Raw genomic sequence first — 15,890 nt, forward strand, 5'->3', positions numbered from 1 at the left:
CATGACCCGATGCCAATACATGTTCAGCCATTTCAGGCGTATTGATTCGGTTAGAAGTAATTAAAGGAATAGAGACTTCACCTTTAAGTTTTTCAGTCACCCAAGTAAATGCAGCACGAGGAACTTTAGTTGCGATTGTAGGAATACGTGCCTCATGCCAGCCAATACCTGTATTGATAATTGTTGCGCCTGCTTTTTCAATTTCTTTTGCAAGCTGAATCACTTCATCAAAACTTGAACCGCCTTCAACTAAATCAAGCATAGATAAACGATAAATAATGATAAAATTTTCACCAACTAAAGCACGTGTGCGCTTTACAATTTCAATTGGAAAGCGGATACGATTTTCGTAACTACCACCCCATTCATCATCACGATGATTCGTTCGAGCTGCAATAAATTCATTAATTAAATAACCTTCAGAGCCCATGATTTCTACGCCATCATAGCCCGCATACTGAGCAAGTTTGGCGCAGTTAGCAAAGTCATCAATGGTTTGTTGTACTTCGGCAGAGCTTAAAGCTTTTGGCTTAATTGGGTTAATTGGTGCTTGAATTGCTGAAGGCGCAACGTTATTTGCCTGATAAGAATAACGACCCGTATGTAAAATCTGCATAGCAATTTTACCCCCAGCTTCATGGACAGCTTGGGTAATCACTTTATGTTTTTCAGCTTCTTCAACTGTATCTAGTTTGGTCCCGTGGCTAAATACAACACCATCATCATTTGGAGAAACACCGCCAGTTACAATTAAACCCACATCACCTTTTGCACGCTCAGCATAAAACGCAGCCATGCGCTCATATCCTTGCGGTGCTTCTTCTAATCCAATGTGCATCGACCCCATAAGCACACGGTTTTTTAAAGTAGTAAAGCCTAAATCAAGTGGCTTTAATAAATGTGGATAAGCTGACATATTTTCTCCTATGGCTAGCAATAGCTTGCTAATGCAACTTGTTGCATAAATTTATAATCAAATTTTGACTTTTATGCAACATGTTGCATAATCTCATGAGTCACACTTTACTTTTGCTTACAAACTGGATTGCCATGTCACTTCCTCATGTTTTATTGACCAGCTTGCTTGAACGTCCAAGTACGGGGTTTGAACTTGCCCGTCGCTTTGACCGCTCAATGGGCTTTTTCTGGAATGCCACTCACCAGCAAATTTATCGTGAACTCAATAACATGCTTAAAAAAGGCTGGGTTTCCACTTTAGAAAATGAAATGGATAATGGCCGAAAAAAAACCTATCAGGTCGAACAACTGGGTCGTATAGAACTAGCCTCATGGATGACGCAACAAAGTGAACCTGCACAGCTTCGTGATGATTTAATGGTTAGATTGCGTGCAGAAGCACAATTGAGCAATAATCAGATATTACCTGAACTGTTAAGGCATCTTGGTTTACATCAAGAGAAGCTCAAACTTTATCAAAGTATTTATGATAAAGATTTTAAAGACAGTGATGATCTAAATGACCGTGTGTTATACATCCACAAAATGATCTTAGAACTTGGAATTACGATGGAAAGTGAATGGATCAAATGGTTGGAACAAGTCATCCCTCAATTAAAACGCTTTGCCCAAGATAACCCATCTGGAGAATAGCCATGCCGTATTACACCATGCCCGATCGGGAAAATTTATTTGTACGCCGTGTTGGTCGTGGTGAGCCTGTTTTGGTTTTATCTGGCCTTGGCATGCAAAGTTGGCAGTGGCTACCGTTTATTTATGCAAACCGCAAAGGATATGAGTTTATTATTCCAGACTGGCGTGGTTTCGGTGGATCAAAGAATTGTGCAATTCCCGAGCAAGATGCCATTTCTAGTCATTGGCAAGATGTTGCTCATTTAATAGATCAATTAAAACTTGATAACTTTATCTTGATGGGTTATTCAATGGGCGCAACAACTGCCATGCATGGCATGAAACATGCGCAACTGGCACAGCAGTTAAAAGCCTATTTACATATTGATCAGACACCAAAAATATCAGTAGATTCGACTTGGGAATATGGTTTATTCGGCCCTCTTCACACCCAGTTCAAACAATTATTAAATGATATTTATCAATTATTGCTAAAGCATAAAAACGCCAAATATCTTTATGAGCTATCACTTCCAGATCGACAAGAACTAGTCCGTCTATGGGTAGATTTTATTGAGTTACAAAGTAGCAATCCATTTAGTCCACTAGTTTTTAAAACAGCTTTAAAACAGCCTTTTTTACAAAAATATTTATTACCTATTCAACGTTTAGATTACTTGTTTTGGTATGTTGAAAACTATCTTTATCATAATGAAGATTATCGAGAAGCAATTCAGCAGTTAGCATGTCCTACCACTTTCTTTATTGGTCGTAATTCGACACTTTATCCAGAAACTGGTCAGACACTAATTGCACATAGCGTTGAGCATGCAAAAGCAATATATTTTGAACGTTCAGGCCATACACCTTTATTAACCGAGCCTAAAAAGTTTGGGCATGAAATCACTACATTCTTATCCGAACTCAAGCATGCTTCTTAAAAAAACAAAGGGATCTATCTACAGATCCCTTTTTAAAGCCCATAAATAATTAAGCGGAATGAGCTAATTCTTTTGTCTTTAATTGCTTCGAGACATTTAATAAAAGCTGCTCTGTTTTTTCCCACCCTAAACAACCATCAGTTACTGACTGGCCATAAGTCATATCACAAGAAATCTTTTGGTTACCATCAACCAAATGACTTTCAATCATGACACCTCGAACTTGTGTTTTTAAACGTTCAGCAACGATTTGCTGTAAAACTTCTGGCTGACGCAACGGATCTTTCCCACTATTACCATGACTACAATCAATCACCAGTGCAGGTAAATTCTGTTTGTACTTTTCGCGTATCGCCTGAATTGAAGCCAAATCGTAATTTGGCCCATGATTCGCACCACGCAAGATCAAGTGAGGTAATGGATTTCCGGCACTCTGAATCACTGAAGGCAAGCCTTGTTGATTCATTCCTAAAAATTGATGTTCATTTTGCGCGGATTGAATCGCATCTAGTGCAATCTGAATAGAACCATCAGTACCATTCTTGAAACCAATACTGTATGGCATATGACTTGAGATTTCACGGTGAATCTGAGATTCGCTTGTGCGAGCACCAATTGCCCCCCAAGCCAATAAATCATCAAAATAGCCAGTTGCCATTGGACTTAAAATTTCACTCGCAATTGGCAAACCCTTTTCAATAATCTGTAGGTAGAGTTCACGAGACTTTTCTAAACCAAGTTGTAAATTTGATGAACCATCTAAATTTGGATCATACATGAACCCTTTCCAACCAACTGTGGTACGTGGTTTTTCAATGTATGTACGCATCACGATAAAAATCTGATCTTTAACTTTTTCTTGTAATTTTTGCAGTTTTTCAGCGTATTCAAGTACTGCAACTGGATCATGAATTGAACAAGGCCCTGTAATTACCATTAGACGATGATCGTTGCCGTTAAGAATATTTTGAATAATTTGGCGATGTTCGGCAATTTGACGTGCGAAAGAGTGTGCAAGCGGGTATTTCGCTTTTAACTGGATAGGTAAACTAACTGGTGTTTCTTTTGTATTGGTTTGAGTCAGTAAAGTATTTAGGGCATTCATTGGTTTTTTCCTTGGGACTGCAATCTACTCAGTCCGATCATTTATTTGAGCGTTTTGGATCTATTCGTTGGTAAAGGTAAGCAAAAGTAAAACCAATAAAAGTTGCTAAAGTACGAATAAGTCATGTTGTTCATTTTAAGTTCCTCGATTCTAAAAAGATAAAGCATAAAAAAACCTGATCGGGGTTGCCGATCAGGTATTAACTGTGATGGGCAACTTTCTCATGCCCGAATACGCTCAGGCAACTATCTAAATTGCCAAAAGTAATAATAAGCGTTAGTGTTCACAGATTGATTTAACATCTTTATCTCAAATATTAAAAAATGTTCCTTAAATCTAAAATACGCATTGTTGATGAGTTTGACAAGTCTTTTTTTTGAAAAAAACTTCTTATTTGCTCGCTTAAGATTTGATTCAATGGTGCATTAACGAATCCACCCTTGAGGTTGCAAAATAATTAAACCAGCTCCACAAAGCACTATTAGACCACCTAATATATCCCATCTTGTTAATCCCACCTGATCAACAAAGCGTAGCCACATAAGCGCAGTAAAAATATAGATACCGCCATAGGCCGCATAAATGCGCCCAGAAGCTGCTGGGTGTAGGGTCAACAACCATACAAAGATAGCCAGACTTAAGACAGTAGGTAGCCACAGCCAAGCCGACTTACCCTCTTTTAAAATCAGATAAGGAAAATAACAACCAAGAATTTCAGCAATTGCTGTGATAATAAATAACCCGAATACACTGAGTATTCGGGTTATAGCAAGACTATCAATTAACATAAGTTATGCTGGTTCTGCTGTATGATGATCTTCAAACACTTCAAGTTTTAAGCCGACAGCTTTGCCATCTTCTTTTTTCACCGATACAGCCACGTTACCACCATGATCTGCAAGTTCACCAAACAAAATCATTTCAGCGAGTGGTTTCTTCAAGTGTTCTTGAATGAGACGTTGCATTGGACGAGCACCCATCAAACGATCATAACCATTTGTAGCTAACCAATCTCGTGCACTTTGATCAACATCAAGAACAACTTGTTTTTCATCCAATTGCGCTTGTAGTTCTGTCAAGAATTTGTCGACTACAGACTCAATCACAGTTGTTGGCAATGCTTTAAATTGAATAACACCATCTAGACGGTTACGGAACTCTGGAGAGAAAGCACGTTTCATCGCTTCTTGGTTATCAGAACTATGATCTTGTTCAGTGAAACCAATGCTCGCGCGAGAAATACTTTCTGCTCCAATATTCGTAGTCAGAACAATAATCACATTTCTAAAGTCTGACTTACGTCCATTGTTATCCGTTAAAGCGCCATGATCCATGATTTGTAGTAATAGATTAAACACATCTGGATGTGCTTTTTCAATTTCATCAAGCAACAAGACACAATGTGGATTTTTGTGAATCGCATCAGTAAGCAAACCACCTTGGTCATAACCCACATACCCTGGAGGTGCACCAATTAAGCGTGAAACTGCATGACGTTCCATATATTCAGACATATCGAAACGTACAAGCTCTACACCCAATAATTTAGCGAGTTGCTTAGTAACCTCAGTTTTACCTACACCTGTTGGACCAGCAAAAACAAAACTACCCACTGGTTTATCTGGTGACTTCAATCCAGCACGAGATAACTTGATCGCTGAGCCTAATGCAGTAATTGCTTCATCTTGACCAAACACCACACGTTTCAAATCACGCTCAAGATTTTCAAGCACTGACTTATCATCTTTAGACACAGTTTTTGGTGGAATACGAGCAATCTTAGAAACGATATCTTCGATATTCTCTACAGTAATCAAGCTATCATCACTTTCAGCTTTCAAACGGCGTTGAGCACCTGCTTCATCAATGACATCAATTGCCTTATCTGGCAAGAAACGATCATTAATGAACTTAGCAGAAAGCTCTACAGCTGATACCAAAGCCTTATCGTCATATTGTACGTGGTGAAAATCTTCAAACTTAGTTTTCAATCCACGTAAAATATCAATTGTTTCCGAAATACTTGGCTCATTGACATCAATTTTTTGGAAACGACGTGATAACGCATGGTCTTTTTCAAAAACCTGACGATATTCTTGGAAAGTCGTTGAACCAATACAACGTAAAGTACCATTAGCTAAAGCTGGCTTAATAAGATTTGAAGCATCCATTGTGCTGCCCATACTTGAGCCTGCACCAATGATCATATGAATCTCATCAATGAATAAAATCGCATTTGGATTTTTCTTCAATGCATTAAGCAACTGTTTTAAACGTTTTTCAAAGTCACCACGATATTTAGTTCCAGCAACTAATGCACCAATGTCCAGACTATAAATTTCAGCCTGACTTAAAGGTTTAGGTGCTTTACCATTCACAATTAACCATGCCAAACCTTCAGCAATCGAGGTTTTACCCACACCTGGATCACCCACAAGCAATGGATTGTTTTTGCGACGGCGACACAGAATTTGAGCTGTACGCTCAATTTCTTTTTCACGACCAATCAATGGGTCAGTTTTGCCTTTTTGCGCTTCAACATTTAGATTCAGCGTATAAAGCTCAAGTGGCCCTGCATTGCTTGCGCTAGTTTCACCTTCAATATCTTCAACTTCTTCTTCAACTTGTACTTCGTCTTTACGTGTCCCATGAGACAAGTATTGAGTCAATGTCAAACGATTGATTTGATGACGTTTAAGTAAATACACAGCAAAAGAATCACGCTCTGAATACATTGCGACCAAAACATCTGCACCTTCAACAGTACGATCGCCGCCACTTGATTGCACGTGAAAAATAGCACGTTGCAAAATGCGGTCGAAACTTTCTGTTGGATGAGGCGCTTGCTCGCTATTTTCGCCAAGCTTAGGAGTATGCTGTTCTACATATTCTTCTAATTCTTTACGCAAAGAAACTATATCAGCCCCACATGCTTTTAATGCATTCACGGCTGAATCGTTGTCGAGTAGTGCTAATAATAAATGTTCAACTGTAAGAAACTCATGTCTCTTTTGACGAGCCATGCTAACAGCCAAACGTAATGATACTTCTAATTGACGACTGAGCATGTAACCCCCTTATGCTTTAGGCTCAATCTGGCAAAGTAATGGATGACCTTGCGATCGAGCGTAATTATTAACAAGGTTTGCCTTAGTTTCCGCGATGTCTCTTGGATAGACTCCGGCAATACCTTTACCTTCATAGTGTACTGTTAGCATTACTTGAGTTGCTTGGTCAAGATTCATTGCAAAGTATTGTTGTAAAATTTCAATTACAAAGTCCATTGGAGTGTAATCGTCATTCATTAATACGACTGCATATAATGGGGGACGCTTGAGTTCAGGAGGGGCTGTTTGTACAACAACCTCTCCATCATGATCTTCGTTTTGCGAATCACTTAAGCGTGGGTGGAAGTGCCAATCGACATAGCCAGACTGCTGAAAAGAAGCCTTGATATCTTTTAAGTTTGTTTGACGCTTATTTGTTCGCATAGGATGTTACTATTGTGAATTTGCTTCAGCTTGAGGAATTTCTGCCACGAAAGCAGAAGATGTTTCGACAGGTTTACCACGCTGCCAACTAAAACGTTTAATAATCGGTGTATCAGAGCCACCAGTTAAACGCACTTCAATAAATTGAGGCGTGAAACCTTTAGGCATTGTCCAACGACCTGTTAAGCGCTCAAAGTCAGTAAAGTTAAAGTTCTTCGCTTCAAGTGGTACGACTAAAACCTCAGTATCTTTGATCAATCTGATTTCAACCGATCCTAAAGCACGGCGCTTACTTGGACTTACTTGAACTAAATCTAGTTGATATTCATAAGCATTTTCAGGTAAAGGCTTAATTGCCAGATTTTGGATTGTTAAGCTCAAACCACCGCGCTGTCTCAAAATCTCACGGTAGATATTACTCATACCTTCTTGCTGAGTCTTATCGGCGTTCGCTTGATTAAGCGCTTCAAATAGATCATTTGCATTCGTCACAGCCACATCACGCTCTTGCACCGCTGCATTAAGGCTTTTGTTAACTGCATCTAAGGCTGTTTTTTGCTTTTGCACCACTTCAACCAATTGCTCCGCATCTGCATCGTAACCGACAACAGTTAAACCTTGACGGTGCCCAATTGTATAGCCGAGCGCAAAACAACCACTCATTAAAATAGCAGCACCAATAAACAAAGGCTTATTGGTGTTTAAAAATTTTTTCTTTTGCAACGAACTTTCTGCTGAAGTCGTCTGTCCAGAGTTTTGCATCGTCATCTCAGTGTTCAAGATCAGAGTCAAGACACACATTTAAATCGAAATTTAAATGTGTGTGAAGCAAAAAAGAGTTTTTTATGGTAATAAACCAATCCCTTGTAAGCCTTCATCTTCATTAAAGCCAAACATAAGGTTCATATTTTGTACAGCCTGACCAGATGCACCTTTTACAAGGTTATCTTGAGCCGCCAAAATAATCAGTTTATTTGGTTGTGGTTTATATAATGCAATACGAAGTTCATTCGCACCGCGTACACTACGTGTTTCAGGTGAACTATTTGCAGGCATAACATCTACGAATTTTTCATTAGCATAGAAGTTTTCATACAAAGCTTGTAAGTCTGTCTGCTTACCAGCTTCTGTCAAATCTACATAAATTGTACTCAGCATACCGCGAATCATAGGTACTAGATGAGGAACAAATAAGAGTCCATCAAACCCGCCCTTTTGTCCTGCAATATTTTCTAAGGCTTCTACAATTTCTGGATGGTGACGATGACCTGCAACACCATATGCTTTAAAGTTATCAGCGTTTTCACTATAAATCATGCCCAAGCTTGCTTTACGGCCAGCACCCGAAACACCAGACTTCGCATCAATAATAATATTTTTGGTTTCAATGAGTGCTTGTGCTGATTTTAATAGTGGCGCTAAACCTAATTGAACAGTCGTCGGATAGCAACCAGGGTTACCAATAACTTGAGCTTGTTTAATTTTTTCGCGGTTTAACTCAGTTAGACCATATACAGAATCTTTTAGTACATCTGGGCAAGCATGCTCCATACCATACCATTTTTCAAATTGTTCAAGATCTTGTAAGCGAAAGTCTGCTGCTAAATCAATAACTTTAGTTCCAGCTGCAATTAAATCTTTGGCATGTTGCATGGCAACACCATGTGGCGTTGCAAAAAATACAACATCACACTCTTTTAATGCATCAATGTTTAAATCTGAAAATTGAAGATCAGTATGTCCACGTAAATTAGGGAACATATCTGCAACTGGTTTGCCCGCTTCTGTACGTGAAGTAAGAACTCGAACCTGCGCTTTAGGATGTCGTAATAAAATACGTAATAGTTCAACGCCTGTATAACCCGTTCCACCAACAATTCCGACAGAAATCACGTGCATTACCTCAATTTTTGAATCTATACTTGAGCAGTAGTATGACAGGATGTCCAAGCTTACAAAACCATTTCATGCTTAGTAATTTTAATTTTTTTAATTTTAGCGACAATCAGATAGCACTTACTGGACTGTCATAACCACATAAATATCAGCAAATAAATACCAGATTAATTTTTGGAGAGCTAGGATGCTTCATCAATCAAAAGAAACAAAATTACGCACGTACCTTGGCTTGAGCACATTTATTTTAAGTGTAGCCCTTACTGGTTGCGGAGGTGGAGGTAGTAGTGGAGGCAGTTCACCCACTACACCAACGCCAGTTGACCCTACACCTGAAGCAACAACTGATGTTACTTTAAAAACCCCTGTAGAAATGCGTAATATCCAGCTTAAAGTATATGACAATACCAACAATGCTATTTTAGTGGATACTTCAATTGCGAGTTTAAATAGCTTTAATGTCAAAATTCCTACTGCAAAATTGAATCGTTTATATCGCGTAGAAATTACAACTCAAAGCTCATCTCAAGTGTTTGACCCCATTACTCCACAATACCAAAATTTGTCAGGTATTTATCATGCATTTATTACACCAAACAGTGTAAGTGGCAGAATCCAATTCATTAGCCCAAGCAGTGAAGCAGTTTATCAACGAGCTGTCATACGTTCGGGACAACTCCCTCAAGAAACGGTTGACCCAACCCGTATTGAGCAATTACATGTGGATTTAGCTTCTCAAGATGTCTACAAATCGTTAATGAATGCGTTTAAGGATGGTGACATTCCAAGTTTAAGTCCAGCTAATTCCCTTCTGAATTTAACTTTGTTGCGATACTCAACTACTAAACCTAGTACATATGTAGATAGTTATCTTAGCTTTGGTTACTTACAATATTGGTCAACGATTCATGGCGGAGCAAACACCTACCAAGAACTTGTTAAAAGTTTAGCAACTGATTTAAAAGATGGCTTTTTGGATGGGAAAAAACTTCATGGGGATCAAACATCCTTCACTCCTATTTTCACACCTGCTCCAGATAATATTGATCCACTAAAAAATACGCTGTTAGATATTGCAGCTAATCAAAAAGTAACGCGCGATTACTTTGGAACCAACCTAAAAGCATCTACTTTGCAATTGGCTCAGGCTAATTCACAACAGTCTTTAGATCAGACGGGTTATGAACTTCTACAAAAAAAACAATATACAGGAATTGTTCCTACTGTAAATTCAACAACATTCATTCGCATTGACGGTGCTGGAGATTACCGTAGAGCTGTTGGGTTTACCACCACAGCGACGTGTAATGGATCAAGCTATCCATGCAAACAAGGCTTAACTAGCATCAACCTATCAGATCCAAACCTACCAGCTACAGACTATTTAGTGGGCCACTATGAAGACACCTCAACTGGATGTCAGCTTAATTTTCGCGCGAACGGTCAAATCGACTTAAGTAAAGGTTCACAAATTTATCGTGCTGCTTTAAGTGCTGATAGTACCGATAATTTATTGCAAACAGATGCTGCTAGTTCAAGTTATTTACTCAATTCAAGTTCAGCCGAACCAAATAACACGACGCAACAATACAACTTTATCCAATTATCTATTAAAGCAAATAAAATTATTAGTGCTAAAGCAGGTTTAGATAGCCGGAAAGCACCCGATAGCTTACAAACACCTCAACTAGAATGTACCTTTAGTTAAGCTGAAACATACCACCATGCAGGCAATGGATTTGATTTAAGTTGTCTGCGGTGTTTTTGAAAATATGGATCGTATTTTTCAACTTCTGCCCAAAATGCAGGACTATGGTCAAAATGTTTAGTATGCGCTAACTCATGAATAGCCACATAGCGAGCAATTTCGTGTGACATAAGTACCAGTCCTGCATGTAGCATAATATTATGCTGACTACTACAACTTCCCCACCGAGTTTTCGGGCGGCGAATTGTACACTCCCTATAAGCCAAATGAGTGTGCTCACTTAATTCTTTTAAAAGCTCTGGTAATTCTTGTTTCGCATAGGCAATAACTGCGTTTTGCAATGCCAAATATGGCTGTGTGTTTTTAATAAATAAAGAATTGTTTTCCCAGTCGAATTGAAAAACACGATGCTGCTTTTGAACAATCACTTGAAATGGCTGTTCTTTATTAAAGAAATAAATTTCCGAAGGAATTTCAATGGATGCCGATTGGACGTTTTGTTGCTTATTCCATGTCTCGGTTAACCATTGTTCAGATTGTGCTAAAAAATGCTGAATTTGTTTTTTACTACAAAATAAAGGAACCGTAAGACGGATTGAAGCAGGCTCAACACGTAAGCGCAATTTTCGTGCTCTTACGTGTCGAACGATTTTAATCTCTGGCATTTTTGCAGACATTACTGTGCTGTACGCTCTTCAATACCATTATTCGTTGCAACAATTGCAATCGTTGCCGGATTTAAGGCGAAGATACCGTTAGTTACCACACCAGGAATATTGTTAATTGTTTTTTCCAGCTCAATAGCATTTAAAATATTAAGATTGAAAACATCCAAAATAACATTACCGTTATCTGTAACTACACCTTCACGATAAACCGGATCACCACCCAAACTTACCAATTTACGAGCTACAGCTGAACGTGCCATTGGAATAACTTCTACTGGTAATGGGAAATCACGTCCAAGTTGATCAACCCATTTTGAATCATCAACAATACATACAAATTTCTTAGCGATTGATGCAACGATTTTCTCACGTGTTAATGCAGCACCACCACCTTTAATCATATGCATATGGCGATCAATCTCATCTGCACCATCAACATAGGCATCTAGGCTACCTACATGGTTCATATCAACCACTTCAATACCAAGTTTTTTAAGGCGATCAGCAGTTGCTTGAGAACTTGCCACAGCCGCTTCTAATTGTAATTCAGGTAATAAATCAATTAGAAAGTTTACGGTACTTCCAGTCCCAATACCCAAAATGCCACCTTTGGGTAAGTGTTTTAAAGCAGCTTTCGCAGCAGCTTGTTTCTTTTCATCTTGGGTTGCATATAGGCTCATTACATCACTCAACTATTTTTTGACATTTATGCGCCAATAAACGGCGCAAATGCACAAGGGTTTGCTACAATAATTTCCTATTTTAAACTGTTATAGGGAAGATGAACATGCTGTCTCGTGTGGTACGACAAATTTTACAAGCAACGGTTTATGATGTTGCAATTGAAACACCTCTCGAAGCAGCTCCACGAATTAGTCAAAAATTAAACAATACAATTCGTTTTAAGCGTGAAGATTTACAACCCGTTTTTTCTTTTAAATTACGCGGTGCCTATAACCGTATTAGTCAATTACCAAAAGAACAACTTGAACGCGGAGTAATTTGCGCCTCTGCTGGTAACCATGCTCAAGGCGTAGCTTTGTCAGGACAAAGACTAGGAATTCCCGCTATTATTGTTATGCCAAGCACAACACCTGACATTAAAGTTCAGGCTGTTAAACGCTTAGGTGGTCAAGTCGTATTACATGGCGATAGCTTTGATATCGCAAATAAATATGCTCAACAACGTGCTGAAGTTGAAGGTCTTGTATTTATTCCACCTTATGACGATGAACTTGTCATTGCAGGTCAAGGCACAATTGCCAATGAAATTTTACGTCAATGGCGTGATGTAGAGTACGTGTTTGTTGCCGTAGGTGGTGGTGGCCTTATTTCAGGCGTAGCAGCTTACCTTGGAGAAGTTGCACCGCATGTAAAAGTTATTGGCGTTGAATATGAAGAGTCTGCTTGTTTAAAGGCAGCTTTAGAAGCAAATGAACGTGTAATTTTGCCACACGTGGGCTTATTTGCAGATGGTACGGCTGTTGCCCAAATTGGTGCTTTACCTTTTGATATTATTCGTTTGCGCAAATCTGATAACTCAGGCCCGATTGTTGATCCTGATATTGTGACTGTGAATACAGATGAAATTTGTGCAGCAATTAAAGACACATTTGATGAAAACCGCAGCATTGTTGAACCTTCTGGCGCAATGGCTTTAGCGGGTATCAAAAAATATATTCACGAACATAAAATCAGTAATAAAAATATGGTGTCGATTGTGTGCGGCGCCAATATGAATTTTGACCGCCTCCGTTATATTGCTGAGCGTACCGAGTTAGGTGAGCAACGCGAAGCGATTTATGCAGTTACCTTATCTGAAGAAAAAGGCGCATTCTTAGGCTTCTGCCGTGCTTTACAAGGCCGCAATATTACTGAGTTTAACTACCGAGCAAACAATACAGAGGAAGCACAAGTATTCGTCGGTATTAGTTTAAAAGGTGGAGATGCAGAGCGCCATGAAATTTTGGAACAATTAAAACAGCAAGATTATATTGTAGATGACCTTTCTGACGATGAAGTTGCCAAATTACATATTCGTTATTTAATTGGTGGTCATGCAAATCTAGATGATGAAAGATTGTTCCGTGTTGAGTTCCCTGAACGACCTGGTGCGCTCTTAACCTTCTTAACTCGTTTAGGTCCAACCCACAACATTACCCTCTTCCATTACCGTAATCACGGCGCTGCTGAAGGTCGTGTATTAGTTGGCTTACAAGCAACAGATGCTAAACAAAACCCTGATGGATTGATTGAGACTCTCGAGCAGATTAATTATCCGTATGCAGAAATTACTGATAACGTCGGCTATAAACGCTTCTTAAAATAATCTTTAATTTTGATGAAGAAGCCGACAAAGTTGTCGGCTTTTTTATACAATCTTTTTATATTTCTATCATCTTTACATTGCATCTCTTTATCTTAAAGAAAATATCCTTAAAAATAATGATCTAACTCGGAAAAAAGGACCAACATGGCACAGTTTGCAGTCATTGGCTTAGGTAGTTTTGGAGCCACAGTTGCTCAAGAACTCACAAAATTGAATCATGATGTTATTGGCATCGATACGGTAAAAAAGAATGTCGAAAATCTTGCCGACGTTTTAACTCATGCCGTCATTGCTGACGCTACCGATGAACATGTGCTTGACGAATTGAATATCCAAAATTGTGATGCTGTTGTAGTCGCAATTGGTGAAGATATTGAAGCCAGTATTTTGTGTGTGTTGAACTTAAAAAATTTAGGAATTGATAAAATTTGGGTAAAAGCAAAAACCAAAGCTCATCACACCATTTTGTCACACCTTAATATCAATAAGATTATTCATCCTGAAGAAGATATGGGCGTAAGAGTTGCTCAAGCTCTGAACTACCCTATGGTAAGCCGCTATATGTCTTTAGAAGATGACCATTACATTATCAAGATTGAAATCCCAGATAAGCTTAACGGCATCAATTTATATGGCATTATGCAGCAGGCACCTCAAGTCAAAACATTGCTCGTGAAAAGACAGCAGCAAATTTTGTTTGAGACTGAAGAAAATTTCACTTTGCAAACACATGATATTCTTATTTTAGAAGGTCATTTATCACAGTTAAAGAAACTTTCTAATTGCTTCTTATAAGAAAACGAACTCTAGAATATGTCTATATATCCCAAGCCTCATAAAACGTTAAATTTAAGCCCTCCTTCACTTTTAGCGCTAGGGTTTTTAGGCTTTATTACTTTTGGCACTTTATTGCTTAAATTGCCATTTGCGAATACAGGCAATGTCAGTTGGATGGATGCGCTTTTTACAGCCACCTCAGCAGTTACCATTACTGGTCTATCTGTTTTAAATATTCATGAGTCTTTTACTCTCTTTGGGCAAACTATTATTTTATTACTGATCCAGTCTGGCGGTTTAGGTTTTATGACTTTTGCGATATTGGCCGCATTAAGTTTGTCACCAAAAGTTGGTCTTAAACAGCAAATGATGGCTCAAGATAGTCTCGGGCAAACAAGCCTATCAAAAGTTACCTTTGTTGCTAAAGGCGTTGTCACCTATACTCTTATTTTTGAGCTGATTGGTACAGTTATTCTTACTACCGCTTTTACACCAACCTATGGCTTTGCTCGTGGTTTATATTATGCGGCTTTTTACAGTATTTCCTCATTCAACAATGCTGGTTTTTCATTATTTTCCAATAGTTTAATGAATTTCCAAAGTAACTATATTATTTGTATAACCATTAGCATCCTTTACACCTTAGGTGGTCTTGGTTTTTTAGTGCTCATGGATATTAAACAAAACAAAAAATGGAAAAAACTAACGCCAAATAGCAAACTTATTCTTACCACCATTGCAATTATTAACCTCGTTGCCTTTATTTTAATATGGGCTTTAGAAGCTCAAAATCCCGCGACTTTAGGGATGTTAAACTCAGGTGAACAAGCATTAAACGCTTGGTTTCAGGCAACCGTTCCACGATCTTCAGGCTTCAATACCATTGATACAGGTGCAATGACCAACAGTAGCTCATTACTAATGATGTTACTAATGTTTATTGGTGGTGGTTCACTGAGTACAGCTGGTGGAATCAAAGTTGGCACCTTTGTCATCTTAGTACTTAGTGTAATTTCATTTTTACGCCGTACAGATGAAATTAGAATATTTAACCACTCTGTATCTCACGAAACGACCTATAAAGCATTAGCAGTGACTGCTATTACGAGCATACTGATTTTTATAGGCTTCTTTACTCTTTTGCTCTTAGAACCTAAAGCAGATTTTATGAACTTGCTTTTTGAGGTTGTTTCAGCGGCATGTACAGTGGGTCTCTCTCGTGGAATCACACCAGATTTACATAACGGTAGTTTATTCATTTTAAGCCTACTCATGTTTGCTGGAAGGCTTGGACCTTTAACACTCGCCTATTTAATCGCTACTCCGAAAAAGAGTCGACTCAAACATCCTCAAGCCAATATTCAAATTGGATAATAAAAAAGCCG

The 15,890-nt window shown here is 38.5% G+C and carries 15 protein-coding genes; 6 read left to right on the plus strand and 9 right to left on the minus strand.

All coding sequences use genetic code 11. The annotated features are described in order from the left end of the window. Positions 1–916 (minus strand): 2,4-dienoyl-CoA reductase FMN-binding domain-containing protein (locus tag J536_RS09245; RefSeq protein WP_032062741.1); only part of this gene is annotated, 916 nt, incomplete at its 3' end. Between the two features lie 134 nt (positions 917–1,050). Between J536_RS09245 and J536_RS09250 the strand changes: the two genes are divergently transcribed. Together J536_RS09250 and J536_RS09255 are read left to right on the plus strand one after the other, a co-directional pair. Then, positions 1,051–1,611 carry a PadR family transcriptional regulator gene (locus J536_RS09250; RefSeq protein WP_005069032.1) on the plus strand — a complete coding sequence of 187 codons (561 nt, stop codon included), beginning with the start codon at positions 1,051–1,053 and terminating at the stop codon, positions 1,609–1,611. A gap of 2 nt (positions 1,612–1,613) precedes the next feature. Beyond that, positions 1,614–2,531: an alpha/beta fold hydrolase gene (locus J536_RS09255; protein ID WP_032062742.1), complete on the plus strand. Its 918-nt coding sequence runs from the start codon at positions 1,614–1,616 to the stop codon at positions 2,529–2,531. A gap of 49 nt (positions 2,532–2,580) precedes the next feature. Here J536_RS09255 and J536_RS09260 read toward each other — a convergent pair whose 3' ends face one another. The 6 genes from J536_RS09260 to argC all read right to left on the minus strand — a co-directional run bounded on the left by J536_RS09260 (position 2,581) and on the right by argC (position 9,026). Then, positions 2,581–3,636 carry a 3-deoxy-7-phosphoheptulonate synthase gene (locus tag J536_RS09260; protein WP_005069028.1) on the minus strand — a complete coding sequence of 352 codons (1,056 nt, stop codon included), beginning with the start codon at positions 3,634–3,636 and terminating at the stop codon, positions 2,581–2,583. Positions 3,637–4,061: 425 nt separating this feature from the next. Beyond that, a complete protein-coding gene (locus J536_RS09265; protein WP_032062743.1) occupies positions 4,062–4,424 on the minus strand; it encodes a YnfA family protein in 363 nt (120 codons plus the stop codon). A gap of 3 nt (positions 4,425–4,427) precedes the next feature. Further along, entirely contained in the window at positions 4,428–6,704 is a 2,277-nt protein-coding gene (gene clpA / locus J536_RS09270; protein WP_005073979.1) for an ATP-dependent Clp protease ATP-binding subunit ClpA, read from the minus strand. Positions 6,705–6,713: 9 nt separating this feature from the next. Continuing rightward, a complete protein-coding gene (gene clpS / locus J536_RS09275) occupies positions 6,714–7,127 on the minus strand; it encodes an ATP-dependent Clp protease adapter ClpS (RefSeq protein ID WP_002121129.1) in 414 nt (137 codons plus the stop codon). 9 nt (positions 7,128–7,136) lie between these two features. Further along, positions 7,137–7,895 (minus strand): DUF6776 family protein, encoded by a 759-nt coding sequence (locus J536_RS09280; RefSeq protein WP_014206946.1) that lies wholly within the window; start codon positions 7,893–7,895, stop codon positions 7,137–7,139. Between the two features lie 75 nt (positions 7,896–7,970). Further along, a complete protein-coding gene (argC, locus tag J536_RS09285; RefSeq protein ID WP_016805956.1) occupies positions 7,971–9,026 on the minus strand; it encodes an N-acetyl-gamma-glutamyl-phosphate reductase in 1,056 nt (351 codons plus the stop codon). A gap of 184 nt (positions 9,027–9,210) precedes the next feature. Between argC and J536_RS09290 the strand changes: the two genes are divergently transcribed. Further along, positions 9,211–10,731: a hypothetical protein gene (locus tag J536_RS09290; protein ID WP_032055970.1), complete on the plus strand. Its 1,521-nt coding sequence runs from the start codon at positions 9,211–9,213 to the stop codon at positions 10,729–10,731. On the opposite strand, the gene J536_RS09295 is transcribed toward J536_RS09290, so the two are convergent. Both J536_RS09295 and rpiA read right to left on the minus strand, forming a co-directional pair. Continuing rightward, positions 10,728–11,408, minus strand: coding sequence for a SprT family zinc-dependent metalloprotease (locus J536_RS09295; RefSeq protein WP_032055968.1), 681 nt, complete (start codon positions 11,406–11,408; stop codon positions 10,728–10,730). The two genes, J536_RS09290 and J536_RS09295, sit on opposite strands and share 4 nt — an antisense overlap. After that, a complete protein-coding gene (gene rpiA / locus J536_RS09300) occupies positions 11,408–12,079 on the minus strand; it encodes a ribose-5-phosphate isomerase RpiA (protein ID WP_032055966.1) in 672 nt (223 codons plus the stop codon). Before rpiA ends, J536_RS09295 begins: the two co-directional genes overlap by 1 nt. Before the next feature lie 101 nt (positions 12,080–12,180). On the opposite strand from rpiA, the gene ilvA reads away from it, so the two are divergent. From ilvA to J536_RS09315, 3 genes are all read left to right on the plus strand, one after another. Beyond that, entirely contained in the window at positions 12,181–13,728 is a 1,548-nt protein-coding gene (ilvA, locus tag J536_RS09305) for a threonine ammonia-lyase, biosynthetic (RefSeq protein WP_014206951.1), read from the plus strand. 144 nt (positions 13,729–13,872) lie between these two features. Then, entirely contained in the window at positions 13,873–14,523 is a 651-nt protein-coding gene (locus tag J536_RS09310) for a potassium channel family protein (protein WP_005069007.1), read from the plus strand. An 18-nt stretch (positions 14,524–14,541) separates the two neighbouring features. Beyond that, complete coding sequence (locus J536_RS09315) at positions 14,542–15,879, plus strand: TrkH family potassium uptake protein (protein ID WP_032055964.1); 1,338 nt, start codon at positions 14,542–14,544, stop codon at positions 15,877–15,879. Positions 15,880–15,890 lie beyond the last annotated feature (11 nt).

Origin of the sequence: Acinetobacter sp. 809848 (genome assembly GCF_000581275.1) — a bacterium.
Lineage (GTDB): Bacteria > Pseudomonadota > Gammaproteobacteria > Pseudomonadales > Moraxellaceae > Acinetobacter > Acinetobacter pittii.